Raw genomic sequence first — 22,969 nt, 5'->3', positions numbered from 1 at the left:
AAGTGGCGGTGCTCAGGCTTCCCGGGAGATAGTTTCCTTGGTGGAAGTCACTTCGTCCGGCTGGAGGGGGGTACCGCCGCTGGGGCGGTTGAAGCTCTGAGTCAGCATGCCGATGATGGACCGCTTGCCCTGGCTCTTGTTGTAGACGTCGAACGCGACGGCGATCAGCAGGACCAGACCCTTGATGATCTGGGTCAGGTCGGCGCCGACGCCGAGGAGCTGCAGGCCGTTGTTCAGCACGGCCATGACGAGGCCACCGACGATCGAGCCGATCACGGTGCCCACACCGCCGGTCACCGCTGCGCCGCCGATGAAGACTGCGGCAATGGCGTCCAGTTCCCAACCCACGCCGTCGAACGGTCCGGAGGCCGTGGAGCGGCCCACGAAGATCATGCCCGCGAGGCCGGCCAGGATGGCCATGTTCATCATGACCAGGAAGTTGACCTTCTTGGACTGGACGCCGGAGAGCTCGGCGGCGTGGCGGTTGCCGCCAACCGCGTAGATGTGGCGGCCGACGACGGTCTTGGAGGCGATGAAGCCGTAGATCAGGACCAGGACGGCCAGGATGAGGCCGGGGATGGGGAAGGACGTGCCCGGGCGGCCGGTGGCAAACAGGTAGGTGGCGTAGAGGATCGCGCCGCAGACCAGCACCAGCTTGGTGATGACCACCCAGCCTTCGGGAACCTCGGCGCCGAGGGCCTTGGCAGTGCGCCGGGAGCGGAGTTCGCTGAAGACCACGAAGGCTGCGCCCAGCAGGCCCAGAAGCAGTGTCAGGTTGTTGAAGCCGGTGTTGGGGCCTACCTCGGGCAGGTACCCGGAGCCGATGTACTGGAAGTCCGAGGGGACCGGGATGGTGTTGGACTTGCCCACGAACTGGTTGAAGCCGCGGAACAGGAGCATGCCGGCCAGCGTGACGATGAACGCGGGGATGCCCACGTAGGCCGTCCAGAACCCTTGCCAGGCTCCGATCAGGGCACCGAGGGCGAGGCCGAGCAGAATGCCCGCGTACCAGGGGATGCCCCAGTCGCGGATGGCGAGGGCCACCGTGACGCCGACGAAGGCCGCCACGGATCCGACTGACAGGTCGATGTGGCCGGCGATGATCACCAGCACCATGCCGATGGCCAGGATCAGGATGTAGGAGTTGCCGTTGAAGAGGTTGATCACGTTGCCCGGCGTCAGCGTGCGGCCCTCGGTGGCGAATTGGAAGAAGACGATCAGTGCAACCAAGGCGAAGATCATGCCGAATTGGCGGGTGTTGCCGCCAAAGAGCTTCTTGAGCGCGTTCATTGTGTCAGTCCTTGTTCTGGAAGGTTCTGGAGGATTCCAGAAGGTCAGGCGGTTTTTCGGGCGGAGGTCATGAGTTTCATCAGGCTTTCCTGGCTGGCGTCGTCTTTATCCAGGACGCCGGTGATGGACCCTTCGAAGATGGTGTAGATGCGGTCCGAGAGGCCCAGCAGTTCGGGGAGTTCGGAGGAGATGACGATGACGCCCTTGCCCTGGTTGGCCAGCTGCTGGATGATGCCGTAGATCTCGTACTTGGCCCCGACGTCGATGCCGCGGGTGGGCTCATCCAGGATCAGCAGGTCCGGGTCGGTGAACATCCACTTCGCCAGGACCACCTTCTGCTGGTTCCCGCCGGACAGTTTGGCCACGCCCTCCTCCACGGATGGCGTCTTGGTCCGCAGGGACTTGCGGTACTGCTCGGCCACCGTGAATTCCTTGTTCGCATCGACCACCAGGCCCTTGGTGATCTTCTTCAGCGCCGCCGAGACGGTGGTGGTCTTGATGTCGTCCAGCAGGTTCAGGCCCAGCGACTTCCGGTCCTCCGTGACGTAGCCCAGTCCGGCGTCGATGGCCTGCTTGACGTTCTTCAGGTGGAGTTCCTTGCCGTTCTTGTAGATCTGGCCGCTGATGAAGCGGCCGTAGGAACGGCCGAACACTGACCGTGCCAGTTCCGTGCGGCCGGCGCCCATCAGTCCGGCGAAACCGACGATCTCGCCGCGGCGGACGAAGAAGTTCGAACCCTTGCAGACCAGGCGGTCCTGCACCTGCGGGTGCCCGACCGTCCAGCCCTTGACCTCGAACAGGACCTCCCCGATCTTGGGTTCGTGGTCCGGGAACCGTGATTCCAGGGTGCGCCCCACCATGCCCTTGATGATGCGGTCCTCGTCGACGCCGTCGGCCTTCACGTTGAGGGTCTCGATGGACTTGCCGTCACGGATGATGGTGATGGAGTCGGCGATCTGTTCGATCTCGTTGAGCTTGTGGGAAATGATGATGGACGTGATGCCGCGGCCCTTCAGGCCGAGGATCAGGTCCAGCAGGTGCTGGGAGTCGGATTCGTTCAGTGCGGCCGTCGGCTCGTCCAGAATGAGGAGCTTCACGGACTTGTTCAGCGCCTTGGCGATCTCCACCAGCTGCTGCTTGCCGACGCCGATTTCCTTGATCGGGGTGTCCGGGTCCTCGCGCAGGCCCACCCGGGCGAGCAGCTCGCGGGAGCGGGTGCGGGCTTCGGCCCAGTCGATCACTCCGCGCTTGACCGGTTCGTTGCCCAGGAAGATGTTCTCCGTGATGGAGAGCTCCGGGATGAGCGCCAGTTCCTGGTGGATGATCACGATGCCGGCGTGCTCGCTGGCCCGGATGTCCTTGAACTGCTGGACCTCGTTTTGGTACACGATGTCGCCGTTGTAGCTGCCATAGGGGTAGACGCCGGAGAGGACCTTCATGAGGGTGGACTTTCCGGCGCCGTTTTCCCCGCAGATCGCCTGGATCTCCCCGGCCTTCACCACCAGATTCACATCGGACAAGGCTTTAACGCCCGGGAATTCCTTGGTGATGGACCGCATCTCTAGGAGAACCGGCTCGCTTTGCGTGTTGAGGGACGTCATTTGCCCTTACGCCTCCAATGCATTGACTTCGTTGTCTTCCCTGCAATCCGCAGGGCCGTCTGATGAAAAAAGTAGATGGAGCATGCCGTTGTCGTCAAGTATTTAACGCAACGGCGGGATAACGAAACGCTACGTGCGCCGGATTCCGGCGTGCTGGAAGACCAGGGATGCGGCGCCCAGGGCCTCCGCGCGGTCATTGAGGGATGACATGGTCAGGGTGGTGGTTTCGCCGATCACCGGGACGGCGTGCCGCACCAGACCTCGCCGGATGGGGTCCAGCAGCAGGTCGCCCAGACCCGCCAGGGGTCCGCCCACCACAATGACTTCGGGGTTGATCAGGTTGGCCACGTTCCCCAGCGCCCGGCCCACCGCAAGGCCGGCGTCGTCCACCACGCGCAGGGTGGCGGCATCCCTTGCCAGTGCCTTCCGGACGATGTCCTCGGGGGTCAGCGGACGCTCCTCGCCCCGGCTCAGCAGCTCGATCATGGTGGTGGTGGAGGCGATGGTCTCCAGGCACCCCCTGTTGCCGCAGCGGCAGATCAGGCCGTGTTCGTGGATAGTGGCGTGGCCGATTTCGCCCGTAATCCCGACGTTGCCGTAGTACGGGTTGCCGTTGAGGATCAGGCCCGCGCCGATGCCTGACCCGATCTTCATGAACAGCAGGTTGCTGATGCCGCTGTGTGGCCCCCAGGTGACCTCGGACAGTGCACCAAGATTAGAGTCATTGTCCACGAATATGGGGAACTGGAACGCCTCTTCGAGGCGTTCCAGGATGTCGATGCCCACCCATTCGGGCAGGATCGCCCCCTGCGCTACGGTGCTGGTCCGGCGGTCTATCGGGCCGGGGATTCCGACGCCGGCACCCACCACGGCGCTGCGCTCAACGCCGCTGTCCGCCAGCAGTTTTTCGAGGAGTGCGACGGCGGCCCGGATGCCCTGCTCCGCCTGGTGTCCGAGGGGCAGGAGCACCGATTCCTCGGCGATGATGTGGTAGCTGAGCGAGGCCAGAACCACCCGCAGGTGGCGCCGGCCGAAGTCGATGCCCACCGCTACGGCACCGTTGCTGTTGAGCCGGACGTTGAGTGCGCGCCGGCCGGAACTCGTGGTCGGCTCGGTGGAAGCCAGGCCGGAGTCCTGCATGATCTTGACGATGTTGGACACTGTCGCGGTGGACAGTCCCGTCTGCCGCGCCAGTTCCGCCTGGGTCGAAGGACCATTGAGCAGGCATTCGATAATGCGCTGCTGGTTCAGGTGTCTGAGGGCGGACTGCGACCCGGGGTTTTTGGTACGGCTCCTCGTTGAGCGCGCTGTTGAGGGCATGAATGAACATTGCACTATCCGCGGCCTTGTAGTCAAGAAGTTAACGCAACGGCCGGTGTCGGCAAGGCCTCGGGCGCCGGACGATCCGTCCCGCGGGCCGTCGGGGACAGTGCAAATGGACCGGATCGGCACTGCCGCACGCGGATACGCTGAAGGAAACGACGTCCGGTGCGGCCGGCGTCCACGAAGACTTGAGGTGATCACGGTGAAGCTGGCGCTGATGCAGGGGAACTCCGGTGTTTTGGACATCGCACGGAACTGCGAAGCCATCGACCGGGCGGCACGGACGGCGGCGGAAGCGGGAGCCGGCGTGCTGCTGACCCCCGAGCTTTTCCCGGTGGGCTACGCCCCGTTGCGCGTCAGGGCGGAGCTGGAGACCGACGCCCTGCCGGGCGTCCGGCGTACTCTGGCCGGCATCGCCGCCCGGTACCAAATCGCCCTGGTCTACAGCCTGCCCGCGGTCACGGCCGGCGGGCAGTGGCAGATCACCGCGACGGTCCTGGACAGCGGCGGGAACGAACTGCTCAGCTACGCCAAGGTCCACCTTTTCGGTCCGGAGGAGCGCAAGGTGTTCAGCCCCGCGGAAGCAGCCCCCGCCGTCGTCGATCTGGGTGGCATCAAAACCTCGCTGGCCATCTGCTACGACGTGGAGTTCCCCGAGACCGTGCGCGCGGCCGCCGCGGCCGGCGCCGACCTGCTCGTGGTACCCACAGCGCTGGCCCACGGCTTCGAATCGGTGCCGCAGGTACTGCTGCGGGCCCGTGCGCTGGAGAGCCAGCTGACGGTGGCGTACGCCAACCACTCCGGGGAGGAGGACGGCTGCACCTTCCTGGGAGGAAGCGTCATTGCCGGCCCGGACGGCGAACTGCTGGCCACCGCCGGCGCCGGTCCCGAGCTGCTGTTCGCGGAGGTCAGTGCCGAGGCGGCCCGCCAGGCACGGGATGCCGTGCCGTATCTGCGCGAACGGCGGCCTGACGTTTACCGCGCCTGGGACGAGGCTGCCGGCGGGCATAGTCAGGGCTAGGGGGCGGGCAGCCCGTCCACGTACTGCAGCGCAATCCAGAGTTCAGCGCGCACCTGCGCCTGGTTCAGGTCAGTGTCCAACAGCTCGGCCACCGCATTGATCTGCCGCCGGACGCTGTTCCGGTGCAGGCCCAGCGCCTTGGCGCTGGCGTCCCAGTTCCCGTTCTCGCCAAGCCACGCCCTCAGCACGGACAGGTGAGCGGTCCGGCGGTCGCTGTCCTGGCTGAGCACGGGCTCCAGCAGCCGCGCGGCCAGCATGGTTCCGGCTTCCTGCCCCAGCAGTCCGGCGACCGTCCACGTCACTTCACCCACCCTGGCGCTCTTGCCGGTGGACTGGACACGCTGCCGCAGCGCCGTCACCCGCTGGTAGGCGCTGCCCAGATCGGTGAGCTCGCTGGGGTCCCCGATGACCAGCCGCCACCCGAGCTTCTCGACTTCGGCCAGCAGCGCGTCGTCCACCCGAAGCCGGGTGATGGCGGCGAAGCCGTAGTCCGTGAGCTCCACCAGTTTGGTGTCGAACAGGCGGCGCCACTGCAGCAGCTCCCGTACCGGGCTGTCTGCGGCGCGTCCCGCAGCCTGCCCTGCGGCCTGGGCTGACCGAATGCCTTGCTCAGCGCCGCTGCCCTGCGCTGCGCTGACACCCTGCCCTGCGCTGATACCCTGCGCTGCGCTGACACCCTGCCCTGCGCTCACACCCTGCACAATGCGCAAGGGAGCTGAACGCGTGGACGAAGTGCTCTGGGCCAGCAGATCCCGGAGTCCGTTGAGCTGCCGCGCTCCGCCGGCGGACAGGCTGTCCGGGTGCAGCAGCAGCGACGTCGCCAGCTGGCTCGGCGCCAGTGAGCCACTGGTCCGTTGCCGGACCAGGAGCTCCAGGAGTCCGACGGCGGAGGAGACCACGCTGTTCTGCGCTGGGGTCAGCGGCGTGTCAGTGCCCAGCACCAGCGCCCCGAGGTTGGCGTCGCGGGTGCTGCGCAGCGGATGGCCAAACACGAGCCGGGACCCCGGGCGGTCCAGGGACTCCATCTCCACCCGGGGACCGCTTCCGCCCAGGAGCCGGCCGAGCAGCGGTTGCAGGGCCGCTGTCTCGACGCCGGAACCCGCCCGGGCGCGCACGCGCCCGTCGGCACCGATCAGTATGGCCCACACCGGAACCCGCTGGGCCAGGGCGGCGAGCAGTTCGTGTTCCGGCCGGGCGGACAGGACGGCCCGCATCAGCTGCCGGTTGGTGTCCGCGAGGTGCCTGAACAGTTTCGCGTTGTCCGATTCGAGGAGCCGGGAGAACTCGAGGCCGATGGCGGCAAACGGGACCGTGCTCGGCACCTGCACGAGCGTCAGGTTGTGCCGGACGCAAGCGGCCAGCACCGGATCCGGGACTGCACTGAAATAGGGCTCCAGGCCGAAGCCGAGTGCCACCACCCCGGCCTTGACGAGGCGCCGGACGTAGGCGTCAACCGCGGATGCTCCTCCTGCGGCGTCGCCCGCGTCGCCGGCGTCGCCCGCGCTGTCCACTGCGCCGCCCACGAAGGGCAAGCCTGCCGTCAGAAGGAATTCGCCGTCGAGCAGGTACGGCGTGGGGTCCTCCAGCTCACTCGGTTCAACCCACCGCAGCAGGCCGGAACCGCTGCCGCCGTCGTGAACCACCACCACCTCGACGGGCAGCTTCGCCAGGAGCTCATCAAGGGTGACCCCGCTCCGATGTTCTCCCGCTGAACCGGCCGCCGGAGAGGTGCCGCCGGCCGCATCGGGCGGGCCCATCTGTTGTGCATTACGTCCCATGCCAGAACACTCTAGGTCATTTTGCACAGCATTGAGAGGTGACTCACACGCCTAGGCTGGAGCGACGGAAAGCCCCCAACTACTTACGAACGGACGTCAATGATGACTGTGCCCACACAAGCAGGACAGCGGCCTCCGGTGCAGGCCGGCCGCCTGGGACTGGCAGCCCAGCTGCTCCGTCGCAAGCCGATCGGGCAGATGGTCCAGGAGGCCGAGACGGGCCATGGCGGAACCCGCCTGGTGCGCAGCTTCGGAGTCCTGCAGCTGACGATGATCAGCGTGGGAGCCACCCTCGGCACCGGCATCCTGGTGATCCTGGGCGAGTCCGTGCCGCTGGCCGGACCGGCCATCTGGATCTCCTTCGCCATCGCCGGCCTGGCCGCGCTGCTGTCCGCCGTGTCCTACGCCGAAATGGCCGGCCTGGTGCCGGCCGCGGGCTCCAGCTACTCCTACACGTACGCCACCATGGGTGAGGGTATGGCCTGGATCTGCGGCTGGTGCCTCGTGCTCGAATACGCCGTTTCCGTCGCTGCCGTGGCAGTGGGCGCCGGCCAGTACGTCAACGAGACGCTGGCAGTCTTCGGACAGGTCCTGCCCAATGCTGTCTCGCAGCCGCCGGGCGACGGCGGCCTGGTCAACATCCCGGCCATGGTGATTGTGGTGCTGGCCATGGTCCTGTTGGTGCGCGGCGCCAAGGAAAGCGCGTGGATCAACACCGCGATCGTGCTGGTCAAGGTGGGAATTCTGGCGTTCTTCTGCGCCGTGGCGTTCACCGCGTTCAACGGTGGCCACTTCGAACCGCTCCTGCCGATGGGAGCCGCCGGCGTCTCGGCCGCCGCCTCCCGGGTGTTCTTCTCCTACATCGGCTTCGATGCCGCCTCCACCGCGGGCGAGGAAGCCCGCAACCCCAAGCGCGACCTGCCCCGGGCCATCATGCTCTCCATGCTGATCGTCACCACCATCTACGTGCTGGTTGCCGTTGCCGCCATCGGCGCCCGCCCGTGGGGCTGGTTCGACGGCACTGAAGCTGCACTGGTGAAGATCCTGGAGGAAATCACCGGCCAGCCGTGGGTGGCGCTGGTGTTCGCCGTCGGAGCTGTGCTCGCCATTGCCAGCATCGTGCTGACCGTCCTCTACGGACAGACCCGCATCCTCCTTTCCATGTCCCGCGACGGACTGGTTCCCCGTGTCTTTGGGCGCGTCTCCCACCGCACCGGCACGCCCGTTGCCGGAACCCTGATCGTGGGAACCGCCGTCGCCTTCACCGCCGGGCTGGTCCCGCTCGGGGCGCTCGCGGACGCCACCAGCATCGGCACCCTGTTCGCCTTCGCCCTGGTGAACGTGGCCGTCATTTACCTTCGCCGCACCCGGCCGGAGCTCACGCGGACCTTCCGGGTTCCGCTGTTCCCGCTGACACCGATACTGGGCGCCCTGATGTGCGTCTACCTGATGGCCAACCTGGGTGCCGAAACGTGGGTGACCTTCGGGATCTGGATGCTCGTGGGGCTGGCCGCCTACTTCGGCTACGGCAGGCGGCACTCGCGGGTGGCTGCGCTGGGGCAGGAGGAATACCGTGAACTATCCGCCCGTGATTCTTCCCCGGCTCCCATACGTGCCGAACAGACAACTTCCCACCAGTAAGACAACACACGAGACCAGGGAGACAGACCTTCCATGACAACCGCTACCGAACTGCCGGCATCCGACCCGTCCAGCGCCGCCAGCGCGTCCGGCCTGCCCGGAGCACCGGGCCACGCCCCGGTGACCATGCTGAACCCGGACTTTCCGTTCAGTTACGACCATTACCTGTCCCACCCGGGCGGCCTGGGTTCGGTCCCGCCGGAACTGCACGGCACCGAAATCGCCGTGGTGGGTGCCGGGCTGTCCGGGCTGGTGACGGCGTACGAGCTGATGAAGCTGGGGCTGCGTCCGGTGCTCTACGAAGCGGACCAAATTGGCGGGCGGCTGCGCACTACCAGCTTCCCGTCGGCCCCGGATGTGGTGGCAGACCTGGGCGGCATGCGGTTCCCGGTATCCGGCAAGGCGTTCTACCACTATGTGGACCTGCTGGGACTGGAGACGCGGGACTTCCCCAACCCGCTGGCGCCGGCGACCTCCAGCACCGTGATTGAACTGGCGGGGCAGAAGCATTACGCCACCACCTCCGCGGACCTGCCGCCGTTCTTCCGCGAAGTGGCCGACGCCTGGAAGGCCGCCGTGAACGACGGCGCCCAGTTCACCCAGATGCAGGAAGCCATCCGGGCGCGGGACACCGCGAAGATCAAGGAACTGTGGAACGAGCTTCTTCCGGAGCTCGACGAGGAGACCTTTTACGGCTTCATCGCCGGCAGCCAGGCGTTCCGGAAGGCGGGCTTCGCACACCGCGAGGCGTTCGGCCAGGTCGGCTTCGGCACCGGCGGCTGGGACACCGACTTCCCCAACTCCATCCTCGAAATCCTCCGCGTCGTCTACACCGACGCCGACGACCAGCACCGCCTGATCGCCGGGGGAGCTCAAAGGCTCCCCGAGGCACTATGGCGCCACGCGCCGTCGGGCATGGTGCACTGGCCGGAGGGCACGTCCCTGGCGTCCCTGCACTCCGGTTCCCCCCGAGGAGCCGTGGAGCGGATCAGCCGCGACGCCGACGGCAACCTCCGCATCCGTGAGCGCTGGGGGAGGGAAGCCTCCTACCCGGCCGTGGTCACCACCTGCCAGTCGTGGCTGCTGTCCACCCGGATCCACACCGAGGAGGCGCTGTTCCCGGCTGAGCTGTGGACGGCGATTGAGCGCTCGCACTACATGCAGTCGTCCAAGACGTTCGTGATGGTGGACCGGCCGTTCTGGAAGGACATCGATCCGGACACCGGCAGGGAGGTGCTGTCCATGACGCTCACCGACCGGCTGAACCGGGCCACGTACCTGCTGGACAATGGCCCCGATCAGCCCGCCGTGATCCTGCTGTCCTACACGTGGAACGACGACGCACTGAAGTGGCTGGCGCTCGACGCCGACGAACGGGTGGAACTGATGCTGCACTCGCTCGAGCAGATCTACCCCGGCGTGGACATTGCCAGCCACATCGTGGGCCAGCCCATCACCGTCTCCTGGGAGGCCGACCCCAACTTTATGGGCGCGTTCAAGGCCAACCTGCCCGGCCACTACCGTTACCAGCAGCGGCTCTTCACGCACTTCAAGCAGGACCAGCTGCCGGAATCCCAGCGCGGCATCTTCCTCGCCGGCGACGACGTATCGTTCACCGCAGGCTGGGCCGAGGGCGCGGTGACCACAGGCTTGAACGCGGTGTGGGGCGTGGTGAACCACCTCGGCGGCTCGTCAGCACCCGGCAACCCCGGCCCCGGCGATCTGCTGGACGAACTGGGCCCGATCAGCCTGGACTGACCCGCGGTCCCCAACTGGGTAGCACTTCAGGGCGTTCCCAGCGCTGGGAACGCCCTGTGCTGCGACCTACTTGGGTGAGTGGAGTTCGCGGTGCGCCCGGGCGAGCTCCCGGTACCGCGCCGCGTTGTTCTTCACGCCGTCGAACTCCTCATCGGTAAGTTCGCGACGCACCTTGGCCGGGACACCGGCCACCAGCGAGCGGGGCGGGACGACAGTCCCTTCCAGCACGACGGCGCCGGCGGCCACGAGCGAGCCGGCGCCGATCACCGCGCCGTTCAGGATGGTGGCGCTCATGCCGATGAGGCAGTCGTCCTCCACGGTGCAGCCATGGACGACGGCGCTGTGCCCGACGCTGACGCGCGCCCCCACGCTGCAGGGGAAGCCGGGGTCGGCGTGCAGCACCACGTTGTCCTGCAGGTTGCTGCCCGTGCCCACGGTGATGGCGGCGGTGTCCGCGCGCACCGAAACGCCGTAGAACGCGCTGGCATCCTCGGCGAGCGTGGCGCGGCCTATGACCGACGCCGTCGGCGCAACGAAAACGGAGGGGTGAATGTCCGGGCTGTCACCGGCGAAGGGGTAAATGGGAGCCATGCCCCAAGCCTAGGACACCGCCACCCGATGCCCCCTCCTCATCCGAGCCGGCATGCGGATCTCCTGCCGGGAATGCCGTCAGTGGGCTCCGCCGACGTTCAGGACGACGACGCCGGCCACCACCAGTGCGATCCCGAGGATCTTCATGGGGTTCAGTTCCTCGCCAAGAAAGACGGCGCCGATGGCCACGATGGCGACTGTTCCGAGGCCTGACCACAGGGCATAGGCAACGCCGACGGGTACGCTCTTGACCACCTGGGACAGCAGCGCGAAGGCAACCCCGTAGGACGCCAGGCACCAGACACTGGGCCAGAGCCGGCTGAATCCTTCTGTGGACTTCAGCAGGCTGGTGCCCAGGACCTCGACGGCGATCGCCAGTGCCAGATAGACGTAGCCCAAGAAGTATTGTCCTCTCTCATTGCTGGGGCCTGTCCGGCGTGCTGCCGGCGTTGCGCACCCACGGTCCCATCCTAGGTGCGCGCGGACGGCGGACTTACCCAAGGGTCCCCGAGAGCGCCTGGCCGAGAATCCGCGTCCCTTCGGGGAAGGCGCCCGGGTTGGGGCCCGCGTAGTTCAGCCGGATGAAGGGCCCGGCCGGTTCTGCGGGGAACCACTCTGTCCCCGGGGCGATGATGACGCCGGCGCTTTCGCAGCTCCGCGTGAGCTGATCGACGTCGGTTCCGTCGGGAAGACGTGCCCAAAGGTTGAGTCCTCCCTTGGGAACGTGCTCGATGTGGGCCTGCGGTGTGTGCTGCACCAGGCTCGTGAGCAGCAGGTCGCGCCGGGACTGCAACTGGTGCCGGAGGCTTCGCAGGTGGGTCTGCCAGCCGGGCTGCGTGACGACGTCGAGCGCCGCGGCCTGGAGCAGGCCGCTGACGTACATCGACTCGGCTCCACGGTCGGCAAGGATGCGTTCCCGCGCGGGGCCGCGGGCGATGATGGCAGCCACCCGGATGGCAGGTGACACGCTCTTGGTCAGAGAGCGTAGATACACAACGTGGCCGGAATCGTCGCGGGCGGCTAGGGGTTCGGAGGCTGTGGTGATGCCGAAGTCATGCGCCCAGTCGTCTTCGAGCAGGAACGCGCCGTTCGCGCGCACGACGTCCAGCACCTGCTCGCCCCGCCGGGCCTGCCACTGGGCCCCCGTGGGATTCGCGTAGTTCGGCTGCGCGTAGAACATTCGCGCCCCGGTCTCCTCAAAGGCCCGGCTCAGTTCTTCCGGGTCCGGCCCGTCGGGCCCGCTGGGCACGGGGACGACCCGGACGCCGGCCTGTGCCGCAGCCTGGATGGCGCCCCAGTAGGTGGGGGATTCGACCAGCAGCGGCTGGCCGTAGCCGACCAGCGCCCTAAAGATCGAGCTGAGCCCGCTCTGGCTGCCGGGAAGCACGACGACGTCGCTCGGGGTTGGCGGCGTGATGCCGGCCGGCGTTGAGCTTCGGAGCTCGTGGGCGAACCAGGACTGCAACTCGGGGAGGCCCGCAGCCGGAGGGCGCGACAGCGCCGCCTCACCGCGGGCCGCCCGGGTGAGCGCCGCACGCACCAGCCGCTCCGGCAGGAGCTCCCGGTCCGGGTACCCGGAGTGGAACGCGATGACGTCGTTGGGGGCGGTGCGCATTGCCGTGAAAGCCGGGCGAAGGGGTGCCAGCGGGGAACGCAGCGCTGCGGTCTGCCAGCCGTAATCAGCAGGCCGTGCGGTGCGGACGGCCCGCACAAAGGTCCCCACTCCCGGCCGGCTCTCAATGACGCCCTCCCGGGTGAGGGCCTGAAGCGCCTTTTGGACGGTCACCGGGCTGGCCTGGTACTCGGCAACAAGCGACCTTGTCGAGGGCAGCCGGGCCCCGGGTGCCGCCCCCGCGATCCATGCCCGCAGGCGCGCCGCGATCCGCGAACTGCTATCGTTGTTCATGAGAGACAATAGTAGCGCTACTGTCCTTGTTCACCCAGTGGTACCGGGTGGCGGGACTACTTCGCGGCCACGTTCCGGAATCTGGTGGTGCCTCCTGGGAGTGGCGGCGTTCTCGTTCACCGTGCCCTTCACCCGCCTCGCAGTGGAGGGGCTGTCGCCGTTGTTCGTTGGCTCGGCCCGGGCGGTCTTGGCGGCTGTCCTGGCCGCCGCTGCCCTGGCGCTGACGCGGCAGCGGCTGCCCCGTGGCACCGAGTGGGCCCGCCTGGCTGTGGTGGCCGGCGGGGTGGTCGTCGGCTTCCCCCTGCTCACGTCGTTCGCACTCACCGCCGCGCCGGCGAGCCACGGGGCCGTGGTGATCGCGCTGCTCCCGGCAGCGACGGCCACCATGGCGGTACTCCGGGGCCGGGAGCGTCCGCAGCGGGCTTTTTGGGTAGCGACGGGCGCGGGCGCCATGGCTGCCATCGGTTTCGCCTTCATCCAATCGGGCGGCTTTGGACAGCTGCAGTGGACCGACCTGCTGTTCTTTGCTGCCGTGGCGGCTGCGGCGGTCGGCTACGCGGAAGGGGGATTGCTGGCACGCGAGCTTGGCGCCTGGCAGACCATCTCCTGGGCCCTCGTCCTGGCCTCGCCGCTGATGCTCGCCCTCATGGCCTTCTCCATGGCCCAGCAGTCGCCGTCGGGAACACCGGCACAATGGGCAGCCTTCGCGTACCTGGGCGTAGTGAGCATGTTCCTGGGCTTCTTTGCCTGGTACCACGGACTGGCCATCGGGCCCATGGCCCAGGTGAGCCAAGTGCAGCTCATCCAGCCGGTAATGACCATCTGCTGGGCCGCGCTCCTCCTTGGCGAGCAGCTGACGTGGGCCACCACCGCCGGCGGACTTGCCGTCATACTCTGCGCCGGCGCGGCCGTCCGCGTGCGGCTCAACCGGCCGCCGGCCATGTCAGCCGGCGGGCCGGAGAGCGGGACTGGACTCAGTCGCTGACCGGCTGCGGGGTCAGGGAAGGACGACGGCGATCGGCGCACCCGGTTCTGCCACCCGCTCCAGTTCCCGCACGACGTCGTCCGCCTGGTCTGCGGTTAGGCCCTCCAGGGACTGGACCGCCCACACTGCCGGAAACGTGTTCGCGGCGAAGGGCAGTCGCGTCGGCTCCGCCACGGACACGCTCAGCCGGCGGGCCATGGCGTACCGGACATTGCCGTCGAAGGGGTCAACGCCCGTGTAGTGGATCCCGGCCTGGACGAACCGCAGGCCGTCGTCGCCCGGCCCGCAGCACACGTCCAGCACCGCGTGCCTGCCCTGTGCCTTGAGCAGGGCAATGAAGGGTTCCAGTGAGGTTTCCGTCAGCAGGGTCATTGTGTTAACCAGTCTTGGTTAAAACCCTCCCTGTGTGAACCGCTGGCCAGCCCCGCTAAAGGCGGAGCGTCAGTTAAAGACGACCGTCCGGTTGCCGTCCAGGAGCACGCGGTGTTCGGCGTGCCACTGCACGGCCTGGGCGAGGGTGCGGCCTTCCACGTCCCGGCCCATCTGCACGAACTGCTCCGGCGTGCGCGCGTGGTCCACCCGGATGACTTCCTGCTCGATGATCGGGCCCTCGTCCAGCGCAGCGGTGACGTAGTGCGCGGTGGCCCCGATCAGCTTCACGCCGCGGGCATGGGCCTGGTGGTAGGGCTTGGCGCCTTTAAAGGACGGCAGGAAGGAGTGGTGGATGTTGATGGCCTTGCCGGTCAGCTCGGTGCACAGGTCATCGGAGATGATCTGCATGTAACGGGCCAGGACGGTCAGTTCGACACCCTCTTCGGCGATGATCTTGCGCAGCTGGTCCTCGGCCTGCTCCTTCGTGTCGGCCGTCACCGGGATGTAGTGGAACGGAATGCCGTAAAACTCGGCCAGCCCGGCCAGATCGCGGTGGTTGGAGACAATCGCCGGAATCTCGATGGGGAGCGTGCCGGAGCGCTGCAGGAACAGGAGGTCATTGAGGCAGTGGGCGGACTTGCTTGCCATCAGCAGGGTGCGGACCTTCCGGCCCACGGGGTTCAGGTTCCACTGCATGCCGAAGGCGTCGGCCACCGGCTCCAGGGCGGCGACCACTTCGCTCTGGGAGGCGGTGGTGGTGGCTTCCACGCGCATGAAGAAGGTCCCGGTGGACTCGCTGCCGTACTGCTGGGAGTCCGTAATATTGCAACCCGCCACGAGCAGGGCGCCGGCCACGGCGTGGACGATGCCCGGGCGGTCGGGGCAGGACAGGGTTACGACGTACGATTTGGCGAGCTGGTCTTCATTCACGAAGAACAGCCTACCCGCGCGTCGGTCGCGCTTTTGATAGTGTGGTGGCGTCGCAACTGGCGTTTGGGTGGCTAACCACCAGGGAGCGGCATTCACGAAGACCACGGATCGTACGCCTGGGCCGAGGGTCATGTTTTGCCGGTAGCGCTGCGCTTCTCGAAGAGCGGCCACCCGATTGCGCTGCGGCGCCCTGAATAGACCTGCGCCCGGAACGTTTCCGGATGGTGGTCACTGACGGGCGGAGCAACGTTCCAGCCGGTAGCCTGACCTTTAGCAGTGCCCGTCCCTAGCCAGGAGTTCTTCGTGACCACTTCACCGACTTCCGTTAGCACCTCCGCCGTCAGCAACCAGCCGCTGGCTGAGCTCGATCCCGAGATCGCCGCAGTACTGGACCAGGAACTCGGCCGCCAGCGCGGCACCCTGGAAATGATCGCCTCTGAAAACTTCGCCCCCCGCGCCGTCATGGAAGCCCAGGGCTCCGTTCTGACCAACAAGTACGCCGAGGGCTACCCGGGCCGCCGCTACTACGGTGGCTGCGAGTACGTCGACGTCGCCGAGCAGCTGGCGATTGACCGGGTCAAGGACCTGTTCGGTGCCGAATACGCCAACGTCCAGCCGCACTCCGGCGCTCAGGCCAACGCCGCCGCGCTCTCCGCCATGATCACCCCCGGTGACAAGATCCTGGGCCTGTCCCTGGCCCACGGCGGGCACCTCACGCACGGCATGAAGCTGAACTTCTCCGGCAAGCTCTACAACGTGGCCGCCTACCAGGTGGAGCAGGACACCTTCCGCGTTGACATGGACAAGCTCCGCGAGCAGGCCATCGCCGAGAAGCCGCAGGTGATCATCGCCGGCTGGTCCGCCTACCCGCGCCACCTCGACTTCGCCGCGTTCCGCTCCATCGCCGATGAAGTGGGCGCCCTGCTCTGGACGGACATGGCACACTTCGCCGGCCTCGTGGCAGCAGGCCTGCACCCGAGCCCGGTGCCGCACTCCGACGTCGTCACCTCCACCGTGCACAAGACCCTCGCCGGCCCCCGCTCGGGTGTGATCCTGGCCAAGCAGGAGTGGGCCAAGAAGCTCAACTCCAACGTCTTCCCGGGCCAGCAGGGCGGACCGCTCATGCACGTCATCGCCGCCAAGGCCGTGGCCTTCAAGATCGCCGGCACCGCCGAATTCAAGGAGCGCCAGGAGCGCGTCCTGGAAGGCGCCAAGATCATCGCCGACCGCCTCAACCAGTCCGACGTTGCCGAGGCAGGCGTGTCCGTCCTCACCGGCGGCACCGACGTTCACCTGGTCCTGGTGGACCTGCGCAACTCGCAGCTGGACGGCCAGCAGGCCGAGGACCTCCTGCACTCCGTGGGCATCACCGTCAACCGCAACGCCGTGCCGTTCGACCCGCGCCCGCCGATGGTCACCTCCGGCCTGCGCATCGGCACCCCGGCCCTGGCCACCCGCGGCTTCGGCGCCACGGAATTCACCGAGGTTGCCGAGATCATCGCCACCGCCCTGAAGGCCGGCTCCGCCACGGACGTCGAGGCCCTGCAGGCCCGCGTGGACAAGCTCGCCGCCGACTTCCCGCTGTACCCGCAGCACGAGCAGTGGTGATCCGTGACTGAAACCGCAAAAACCGCGCAGATCCTTGACGGCAAGGCTACCGCCGCCGCCATCAAGGCAGAGCTGACCGAACGCGTGGCCGCACTCAAGGCCAAGGGCGTCACTCCGGGACTGGGCACCATCCTGGTGGGGTCCGACCCCGGCAGCACCTGGTACGTGGGCGGCAAGCACAAGGACTGCGCCGAGGTGGGAATCAACTCCATCCGCCGTGACCTGCCCGAGGAAACCACCCAGGACGAGCTCCTGGCCGTGGTCCGCGAGCTGAACGATAACCCGGAGTGCACGGGCTACATCGTCCAGCTGCCGCTGCCCAAGCACATCGACCAGGACGTCATCCTGGAGGCCATGGATCCGGACAAGGACGCCGACGGCCTGCACCCGATGAACCTGGGCCGGCTCGTGGCCAACATCAGCGGTCCCATGAAGTCCCCGCTGCCCTGCACCCCCAAGGGCTGTGTGGAACTGCTCACCCGGCACGGTATTGACCTGAAGGGCAAGCGGGTCCTCGTGGTGGGGCGCGGTGTGACCATCGGCCGCCCGGTGGGCCTGCTGCTGACCCGCAAGGACGTCAACGCCACTGTGGTGCTGGCACACACCGGCACCACCGACCTGGCCGCCGAACTCCGGCAGGCCGATGTCGTGATCGCCGCGGCCGGCGTGCCGCACCTGGTCAGGGCGGAGGACCTGAAGCCGGGTGCCATCGTGCTCGACGTCGGCGTGAGCCGCGTGGACGACGGCACCGGCAAGGCGGTGGTCACCGGAGACGTGCACCCCGACGCTGCCGACGTCGCCGCCTGGCTGTCCCCGAACCCGGGCGGCGTGGGTCCGATGACCCGCGCCATGCTCCTGGCAAACGTGGTGGAAACCGCGGAACGCCAGGCGGGCATCGCTTAGCCAGCAGGCGTCGGTATGACTAGCTGGGCCCACGCCCGCAGGGTTCCCTGGCCGAGCTTGCGAAGTTAGGGGGCGGGTGGGGCGTCTACTCCTTCGGGAGTAGGCGCCCTACGCCCTTAAGCCGACGACGGGCGGGGCCTTCCCGGCTAGGCTCGGACCTATGCAGCACCGTTTCCGGGGACCGCCCACAGCAGCCATCGTGGTGGCCGTGGCCGTCTTCGAGGTGGTGGGCACTGGCTTCGCCTCCGCCCGGCAGCCGGACCACCGGCCGCTGGATGCCCTCGCGTTCGTCCTGCTGCTGGCGGGGCCGGCCTCCCTGTCGCTGCGGCGCCGCGCTCCGCTGGTCATGCTTCCTGCCGCGGCGGCTTCCGTGGCTGCCTACCTGGCGCTCGGCTACGCGTGGGGTCCGGTGTTCCTGTCGCTGGCGCTGGCGATCGTGCTGTCCGCGGCGGCCGGGAAGCGCTGGCAGACCTGGACCGTGGCCGGGGCCTGCGCAGCGGTGCTGATGGCCGGCGCGGCAGCCGGCGGTGACGAGTTCGGACTGGTCCGGGCCTTCGCCGGCACGTCATGGCTGGCCATTCTGGTGCTGATGGGGGAGGGCATCAGGCTCCGCACGGAACGGGTGGCGGAACGCCACCGCCAGCGCGAGGCGCGCGAACAGGCTGCCCGCGACGAGTACCGGCTGACGCTCGCCCGGGACATCCACGACGTCGTTGCCCATTCCCTGTCGCTGATCAACGTCCGTGCCTCGGTGGCACTGCACCTGGGGGAGAAGGACCCCGCCCAGTTCCGCCCCGCGCTGGAAGCCATCAAAGCCGCGAGCAAGGATTCGCTCGCCGAGGTGCGCCAGCTCCTGGGCGTGCTCCGCGAGGACGCCCCGCTGAGTCCCGCGCCGCCGCCGCGGCTGGACAGGATTCCCGGGCTCGCCGACGACGCCCGTCGTGCGGGGCTTGAGGTCAGCCTGACCCAGCCGGAGGCCGCCGCTGTGCGGCAGCTTCCGAATGCCGTCCAGGAAGCCGCGTACCGGATCGTCCAGGAGGCGTTGACCAACGTGGTGCGGCATTCCGGCGCCCGGAAGGCCGCCGTCGTCCTTGCCCTGGAGGGCCCGACGCCGCCAGGTAGCCAAGGCACGCAGCTCACCGTGACCGTTGACGACGACGGCGCGGGGGCCGTCGGAGTGCCGGAAGGCAACGGGGTGACGGGGATGCGGGAGAGGGCCGCCGCAGCCGGAGGTTCGCTGCAGGTGGCGCCGCTAAACCTTGCGCCGCTGCATCCGGGCTGGCGGGTCCGCGCGGTGATCCCGGTCGCCGGGCCGCTGGCCGGCCCCTTGCCGGGACCCGGACAGGAGGCGCGGTGATCCGCATCCTGCTGGCCGACGACCAGACCCTCATCCGCGCCGGCTTCCGCGCCCTCCTGAACGCCGAACCGGATATGGAGGTGGTGGCCGAGTGCGGCACCGGCCGCGACGCAGTCCGCCTGGCCGCCCGGGAGCGCCCCGACGTGGTGCTCATGGACATCCGCATGCCCGAGATGGACGGACTGGAGGCCACCCGGAAGATCATGGCGGACCAGGGCCTCGCCGGCACGCGCATCATCATCCTCACCACCTTCGAACTGGACGAATACATTGCGGAGGCGGTGCGGGCCGGGGCGGCAGGGTTCCTGGTGAAGGACACCGAACCCGAGGAGCTGCTCCGGGCCGTCCGTGTGGTCCATGACGGAGACGCCCTGCTCTCGCCGTCGGTGACCCGGCGTATCATGGCCCAGCTGGCGCTGCAGTACCGGGCGACGGCGGCCCCGGCGAAGCTGGCGAACATCACCGAGCGTGAGCGCGAAGTCCTGCGGCTCGTGGGCGAGGGCCTGAACAACGCCGAGATCGCGGAGCGGCTGGTGATCACGCCGCTCACGGCGAAGACGCACGTCTCACGCATCATGACCAAGCTGCTGGTCCGCGACCGCGCCCAGCTGGTGGTGCTGGCCTACGAATCGGGGCTCGTCCGGCCCGGCTGGGCCGGCTGAGGCAGCAGGCGCGTGACTCCCGGCGGAGTACGCGGGGCACCCAAGGTGACTCCCGGCGTCGGACGACCCGCCACCGTCGGACGGCCAGACTCGAACCAGAGCCGAAAGCCGGCCCGTACCGAGATTTGGGAGCACAACATGACTTCATCCCTAGCCACCACTTTGACGGTCCAGTCCGCGCAGCTGCTGGCCGATCCCGTCGCCCACGGCCCGTGGGGCACAGGATTCTCGCCATGGTTCCTGCTGTTCCCGCTGTTCTGGATCCTGGTGATCGGCCTGTTGATCTTCTTCGCCCGGCGCACCTGGCGCAGGAACCACGAGTGGGCCACGGCCCGCGGCGGCGAAAGCGTCCTGCGCGAGCGCTACGCGCGGGGCGAAATTGATGAGACCGAATACCGCCAGCGGCTGGAGGTCCTGCGGGGGGATTCCCGGGGGAACCGCAGGTAGCGCCTGCCGCGTTTTTGAGATTTAGCTATTCCTTTGGCCCGCGCCGCGTACTAGCGTGATGGGGTGCCAGAACTCCATTCCGCCCAAGGAACGTCCAAGAAGCCTGTGCCCGCTCACGAGACAGGGCCCGAGAACCACAAAGAGCCCGCCGCGCCGCAGTATGTCATTACCGCAGAGAACCTGACCAAGACCTACGGCGACGTTATCGCCGTCGACGGCATTTCCTTCAGCGTTCCCGCGGGGGAGTCCTTCGGGCTGCTGGGGCCGAACGGCGCGGGCAAGTCCACCACCATGAAAATGATCGGCGGAGTGTCCCAGCGGACGTCCGGGAACCTGACCATCATGGGGCTGGATCCCGAGCAGAACGGTCCCGAGGTGCGGGCGCACCTGGGCGTGGTACCGCAGCAGGACAACCTGGACGAGGAACTCAAAGTCAGGGACAACCTGCTCGTCTACGGCCGCTACTTCGGCCTGCCCATGAGCTACCTCAAACCCAAGGCCGACGAGCTCCTCGAGTTCGCTCAGCTGACGGACAAGGCCAAGTCCAAGGTGGACGCCCTGTCCGGCGGCATGAAACGCCGCCTCACCATCGCGCGCTCGCTCATCAACGAACCCCGCATCCTGCTGCTCGACGAGCCCACCACCGGACTGGATCCGCAGGCGCGGCACATCCTGTGGGACCGGCTGTTCCGCCTGAAGGAGCAGGGCGTCACGCTTATCCTCACCACGCACTACATGGACGAGGCCGAGCAGCTTTGCGACCGGCTGATCGTGGTGGACAAGGGACGGATCATGGCGGAGGGATCGCCGGCCGCCCTCATCCGGGACTACTCCACCCGCGAGGTCCTGGAGCTGAGGTTCGGGTCGGAGCGCAACGCCAGCATCGGGGCCGAGCTCGAGGGCATCGGCGAACGCCTGGAAACGCTCCCGGACCGGGTACTCATCTACACGCACGACGGCGAGGCCGCGCTGGAGGAAGTTTCCGGCCGCGGGCTGCGGCCGCTGACGTCGCTGGTGCGCAGGTCCTCGCTGGAGGACGTGTTCCTCCGGCTTACCGGCAGGAGCCTCGTTGACTGAGCCGCTGGCTGCTGCGGATGGTACGACGGCGGGACGCACCCTGCGCGCGCATGCTCCGGAGGTGGCGGCCGCCAGGGCGCGGCGCTGGGGTGCTTTCTACTACGCCGAGCAGGTCCTGCGCGTCATGAAGGGGTACGGCTGGTCCATCTTCCTGTACAGCGTGGGCCAGCCCGCCGCGTACCTGTTCGCGATGGGCGTCGGCCTGGCCACGCTGGTGGACACCAACGCCGTCTCCGAGTTCGGCGGGGTCAGCTACATCGCCTTCATCGCGCCGGCACTGCTCGTCTCTGCCGCGGTCATGACCGCCGCCACCGAATTCACGTTCCCCGTGATGGACGGCTTCAAATGGCGCCGCGTCTACTATGGACCGCACGCCTCCCCGCTGACACCGGAACAGATCGCGGCGGGGCAGATCATCGCGGTGACCCTGCGGTTCCTGCTGCAGTCTGTCATCTACTTCGTGATCGTGGCCCTGTTTGGCGCATCACCGAGTGGCTGGGGCTGGGGCTCCGTGCTGGTGGCAACCCTGGCCGGGCTCTCGTTCGGCCTGCCGCTCATGGCGTACGCCGCATCCATCAAGGAGGACAAGGGCCAGTTCGCCATGGTGATGCGGTTCATCGTCATGCCGCTGTTCCTGTTCTCCGGCACGTTCTTCCCGCTGGACACGCTGCCCGTGCTGGTCCGCTGGATCGGCTGGATTTCGCCCATATGGCACGGCACGGAGCTGGGCCGGGTGATGACGTTCGGCTACGAGGAATCCCCGGTGCTGACCATCATCCACGTCGTGTTCCTGCTGGCCCTGGCCTGGTTCGGCTGGGTGCTCACCAAGCGCCAATTCGTCAGGAGGATGGGGCAGTGACACTCCTGACCCAGGGACACGCCGTCACCGAGGAAGCCCGGAACCGGCGCTTCGGCCCGCTGTACTCGCGCAACGCCCGCGCGGTGATCGGGCGCGGGCTGATGGCCACTAAGAGCAGCAACTGGATGGTCATGCTGTCCGGGTTCTTCGAGCCGGTGCTGTTCCTGATTTCCATGGGCGTCGGGATGGGTGCCGTGGTGGGTTCCGTCTCCGGCCCGGGCGGCCAGGAGATCAGCTATGCGGCGTACATTGCCCCGGCGCTCCTTGCGGTCTCGGCCATGAACGGGGCGGTGTACGACTCCACCTGGAATGTCTTCTTCAAGATGAACTTCGCCAAGCTCTACCAGGGGATGCTGTACACCTCGCTCGGGCCCCTGGACGTGGCCATCGGCGAGATCATCCTGGCCCTGCTGCGCGGCCTGCTGTACGCCACCGGGTTCACGGCGGTCATGGGGCTGATGGGCCTGATCACCACCCCGTGGGCGCTGCTGATGATTCCGGCCTCGGTGCTGATCGCGTTCGGATTCGCCAGCTTCGGTATGGGCATCACGAGCTTCATGAAGACCTTCCAACAGATGGACTGGGTGAACTTCATCATGCTGCCGATGTTCCTGTTCAGCGCCACCTTCTATCCGCTGAGCGTCTACCCCGAATACATCCAGTGGCTGATCCAGGCCATGCCGCTGTGGCACGGTGTGGAGCTGCTGCGGCAGATCAGCGCGGCCTCCTTCACCCCGGCGACGGCCATCCACGTGGGCTACTACCTGGTGATGATCGTGCTGGGCCTGATGCTCACCACCGGCAGGCTGCGGAGCCTGTTCCTGAAGTAGACAGGTGTTCGCCGCCGGTGGAAGCGTCCT

At 67.6% G+C, this 22,969-nt stretch carries 21 protein-coding genes and 1 riboswitch; of the genes, 12 read left to right on the top strand and 9 right to left on the bottom strand.

Annotated elements, in window-relative coordinates:
* Positions 1–12 precede the first annotated feature (12 nt).
* The 3 genes from mmsB to ACTHQX_RS04030 form a co-directional block, all read right to left on the bottom strand.
* Entirely contained in the window at positions 13–1,290 is a 1,278-nt protein-coding gene (mmsB, locus tag ACTHQX_RS04040; protein ID WP_102970606.1) for a multiple monosaccharide ABC transporter permease, read from the bottom strand.
* Between the two features lie 44 nt (positions 1,291–1,334).
* Entirely contained in the window at positions 1,335–2,891 is a 1,557-nt protein-coding gene (gene mmsA, locus ACTHQX_RS04035; protein WP_440155781.1) for a multiple monosaccharide ABC transporter ATP-binding protein, read from the bottom strand.
* 129 nt (positions 2,892–3,020) lie between these two features.
* Entirely contained in the window at positions 3,021–4,211 is a 1,191-nt protein-coding gene (locus tag ACTHQX_RS04030) for an ROK family transcriptional regulator (protein WP_236807616.1), read from the bottom strand.
* 196 nt (positions 4,212–4,407) lie between these two features.
* Between ACTHQX_RS04030 and ACTHQX_RS04025 the strand changes: the two genes are divergently transcribed.
* Positions 4,408–5,235, top strand: a complete 828-nt coding sequence (locus tag ACTHQX_RS04025; protein ID WP_236807617.1) for a nitrilase-related carbon-nitrogen hydrolase — start codon at positions 4,408–4,410, stop codon at positions 5,233–5,235.
* Here the strand turns inward: ACTHQX_RS04025 and ACTHQX_RS04020 are convergent.
* On the bottom strand, positions 5,232–7,013 hold the full coding sequence (locus tag ACTHQX_RS04020; RefSeq protein ID WP_236807618.1) for a PucR family transcriptional regulator: 1,782 nt from the start codon (positions 7,011–7,013) through the stop codon (positions 5,232–5,234). The genes ACTHQX_RS04025 and ACTHQX_RS04020 overlap by 4 nt on opposite strands.
* 102 nt (positions 7,014–7,115) lie before the next feature.
* Between ACTHQX_RS04020 and ACTHQX_RS04015 the strand changes: the two genes are divergently transcribed.
* Both ACTHQX_RS04015 and ACTHQX_RS04010 read left to right on the top strand, forming a co-directional pair.
* Positions 7,116–8,654 (top strand): amino acid permease, encoded by a 1,539-nt coding sequence (locus ACTHQX_RS04015; RefSeq protein ID WP_236807619.1) that lies wholly within the window; start codon positions 7,116–7,118, stop codon positions 8,652–8,654.
* A gap of 33 nt (positions 8,655–8,687) precedes the next feature.
* Entirely contained in the window at positions 8,688–10,412 is a 1,725-nt protein-coding gene (locus ACTHQX_RS04010) for a flavin monoamine oxidase family protein (RefSeq protein WP_440155778.1), read from the top strand.
* A 66-nt stretch (positions 10,413–10,478) separates the two neighbouring features.
* Here the strand turns inward: ACTHQX_RS04010 and ACTHQX_RS04005 are convergent, their stop codons facing one another.
* From ACTHQX_RS04005 to ACTHQX_RS03995, 3 genes are all read right to left on the bottom strand, one after another.
* Entirely contained in the window at positions 10,479–11,003 is a 525-nt protein-coding gene (locus tag ACTHQX_RS04005) for a gamma carbonic anhydrase family protein (RefSeq protein ID WP_440155776.1), read from the bottom strand.
* A gap of 78 nt (positions 11,004–11,081) precedes the next feature.
* Entirely contained in the window at positions 11,082–11,402 is a 321-nt protein-coding gene (locus ACTHQX_RS04000; RefSeq protein WP_440155775.1) for a DMT family transporter, read from the bottom strand.
* A 94-nt stretch (positions 11,403–11,496) separates the two neighbouring features.
* Complete coding sequence (locus ACTHQX_RS03995) at positions 11,497–12,909, bottom strand: PLP-dependent aminotransferase family protein (RefSeq protein ID WP_440155773.1); 1,413 nt, start codon at positions 12,907–12,909, stop codon at positions 11,497–11,499.
* Here ACTHQX_RS03995 and ACTHQX_RS03990 point away from each other — a divergent pair.
* Positions 12,908–13,894 carry a DMT family transporter gene (locus ACTHQX_RS03990; RefSeq protein WP_440155772.1) on the top strand — a complete coding sequence of 329 codons (987 nt, stop codon included), beginning with the start codon at positions 12,908–12,910 and terminating at the stop codon, positions 13,892–13,894. The two genes, ACTHQX_RS03995 and ACTHQX_RS03990, sit on opposite strands and share 2 nt — an antisense overlap.
* A gap of 12 nt (positions 13,895–13,906) precedes the next feature.
* Here the strand turns inward: ACTHQX_RS03990 and ACTHQX_RS03985 are convergent, their stop codons facing one another.
* Both ACTHQX_RS03985 and purU read right to left on the bottom strand, forming a co-directional pair.
* Positions 13,907–14,266: a class I SAM-dependent methyltransferase gene (locus ACTHQX_RS03985; protein ID WP_440155770.1), complete on the bottom strand. Its 360-nt coding sequence runs from the start codon at positions 14,264–14,266 to the stop codon at positions 13,907–13,909.
* 69 nt (positions 14,267–14,335) lie between these two features.
* Complete coding sequence (purU, locus tag ACTHQX_RS03980; RefSeq protein ID WP_440155769.1) at positions 14,336–15,196, bottom strand: formyltetrahydrofolate deformylase; 861 nt, start codon at positions 15,194–15,196, stop codon at positions 14,336–14,338.
* A 42-nt stretch (positions 15,197–15,238) separates the two neighbouring features.
* Positions 15,239–15,325, top strand: a riboswitch (ZMP/ZTP riboswitch).
* 174 nt (positions 15,326–15,499) lie between these two features.
* Here purU and glyA point away from each other — a divergent pair.
* The 8 genes from glyA (at position 15,500) to ACTHQX_RS03940 (ending at position 22,939) form a co-directional block, all read left to right on the top strand.
* A complete protein-coding gene (gene glyA, locus ACTHQX_RS03975; protein WP_236807627.1) occupies positions 15,500–16,804 on the top strand; it encodes a serine hydroxymethyltransferase in 1,305 nt (434 codons plus the stop codon).
* 3 nt (positions 16,805–16,807) lie between these two features.
* Complete coding sequence (locus tag ACTHQX_RS03970; protein WP_236807628.1) at positions 16,808–17,707, top strand: bifunctional methylenetetrahydrofolate dehydrogenase/methenyltetrahydrofolate cyclohydrolase; 900 nt, start codon at positions 16,808–16,810, stop codon at positions 17,705–17,707.
* A 160-nt stretch (positions 17,708–17,867) separates the two neighbouring features.
* Complete coding sequence (locus tag ACTHQX_RS03965) at positions 17,868–19,064, top strand: sensor histidine kinase (RefSeq protein WP_440174536.1); 1,197 nt, start codon at positions 17,868–17,870, stop codon at positions 19,062–19,064.
* Positions 19,061–19,726, top strand: coding sequence for a response regulator (locus ACTHQX_RS03960; RefSeq protein ID WP_440155765.1), 666 nt, complete (start codon positions 19,061–19,063; stop codon positions 19,724–19,726). Before ACTHQX_RS03965 ends, ACTHQX_RS03960 begins: the two co-directional genes overlap by 4 nt.
* 138 nt (positions 19,727–19,864) lie before the next feature.
* Positions 19,865–20,173, top strand: coding sequence for an SHOCT domain-containing protein (locus ACTHQX_RS03955; protein ID WP_440155763.1), 309 nt, complete (start codon positions 19,865–19,867; stop codon positions 20,171–20,173).
* Positions 20,174–20,278: 105 nt separating this feature from the next.
* Complete coding sequence (locus ACTHQX_RS03950; RefSeq protein WP_440155835.1) at positions 20,279–21,250, top strand: ABC transporter ATP-binding protein; 972 nt, start codon at positions 20,279–20,281, stop codon at positions 21,248–21,250.
* On the top strand, positions 21,243–22,109 hold the full coding sequence (locus ACTHQX_RS03945) for an ABC transporter permease (protein ID WP_440155762.1): 867 nt from the start codon (positions 21,243–21,245) through the stop codon (positions 22,107–22,109). The genes ACTHQX_RS03950 and ACTHQX_RS03945 overlap by 8 nt, the downstream gene beginning before the upstream one ends.
* Positions 22,106–22,939, top strand: a complete 834-nt coding sequence (locus ACTHQX_RS03940; RefSeq protein ID WP_440155760.1) for an ABC transporter permease — start codon at positions 22,106–22,108, stop codon at positions 22,937–22,939. The genes ACTHQX_RS03945 and ACTHQX_RS03940 overlap by 4 nt, the downstream gene beginning before the upstream one ends.
* The last annotated feature ends 30 nt before the right edge of the window (positions 22,940–22,969 follow it).

It is taken from the genome of Arthrobacter sp. SAFR-023, from assembly GCF_051965295.1.
In the GTDB taxonomy this organism is placed as follows: Bacteria; Actinomycetota; Actinomycetes; order Actinomycetales; family Micrococcaceae; genus Arthrobacter.
The sequence above is the reverse complement of the archived record's forward strand: the minus strand, read 5'-3'. Positions and strand labels throughout refer to the sequence as shown.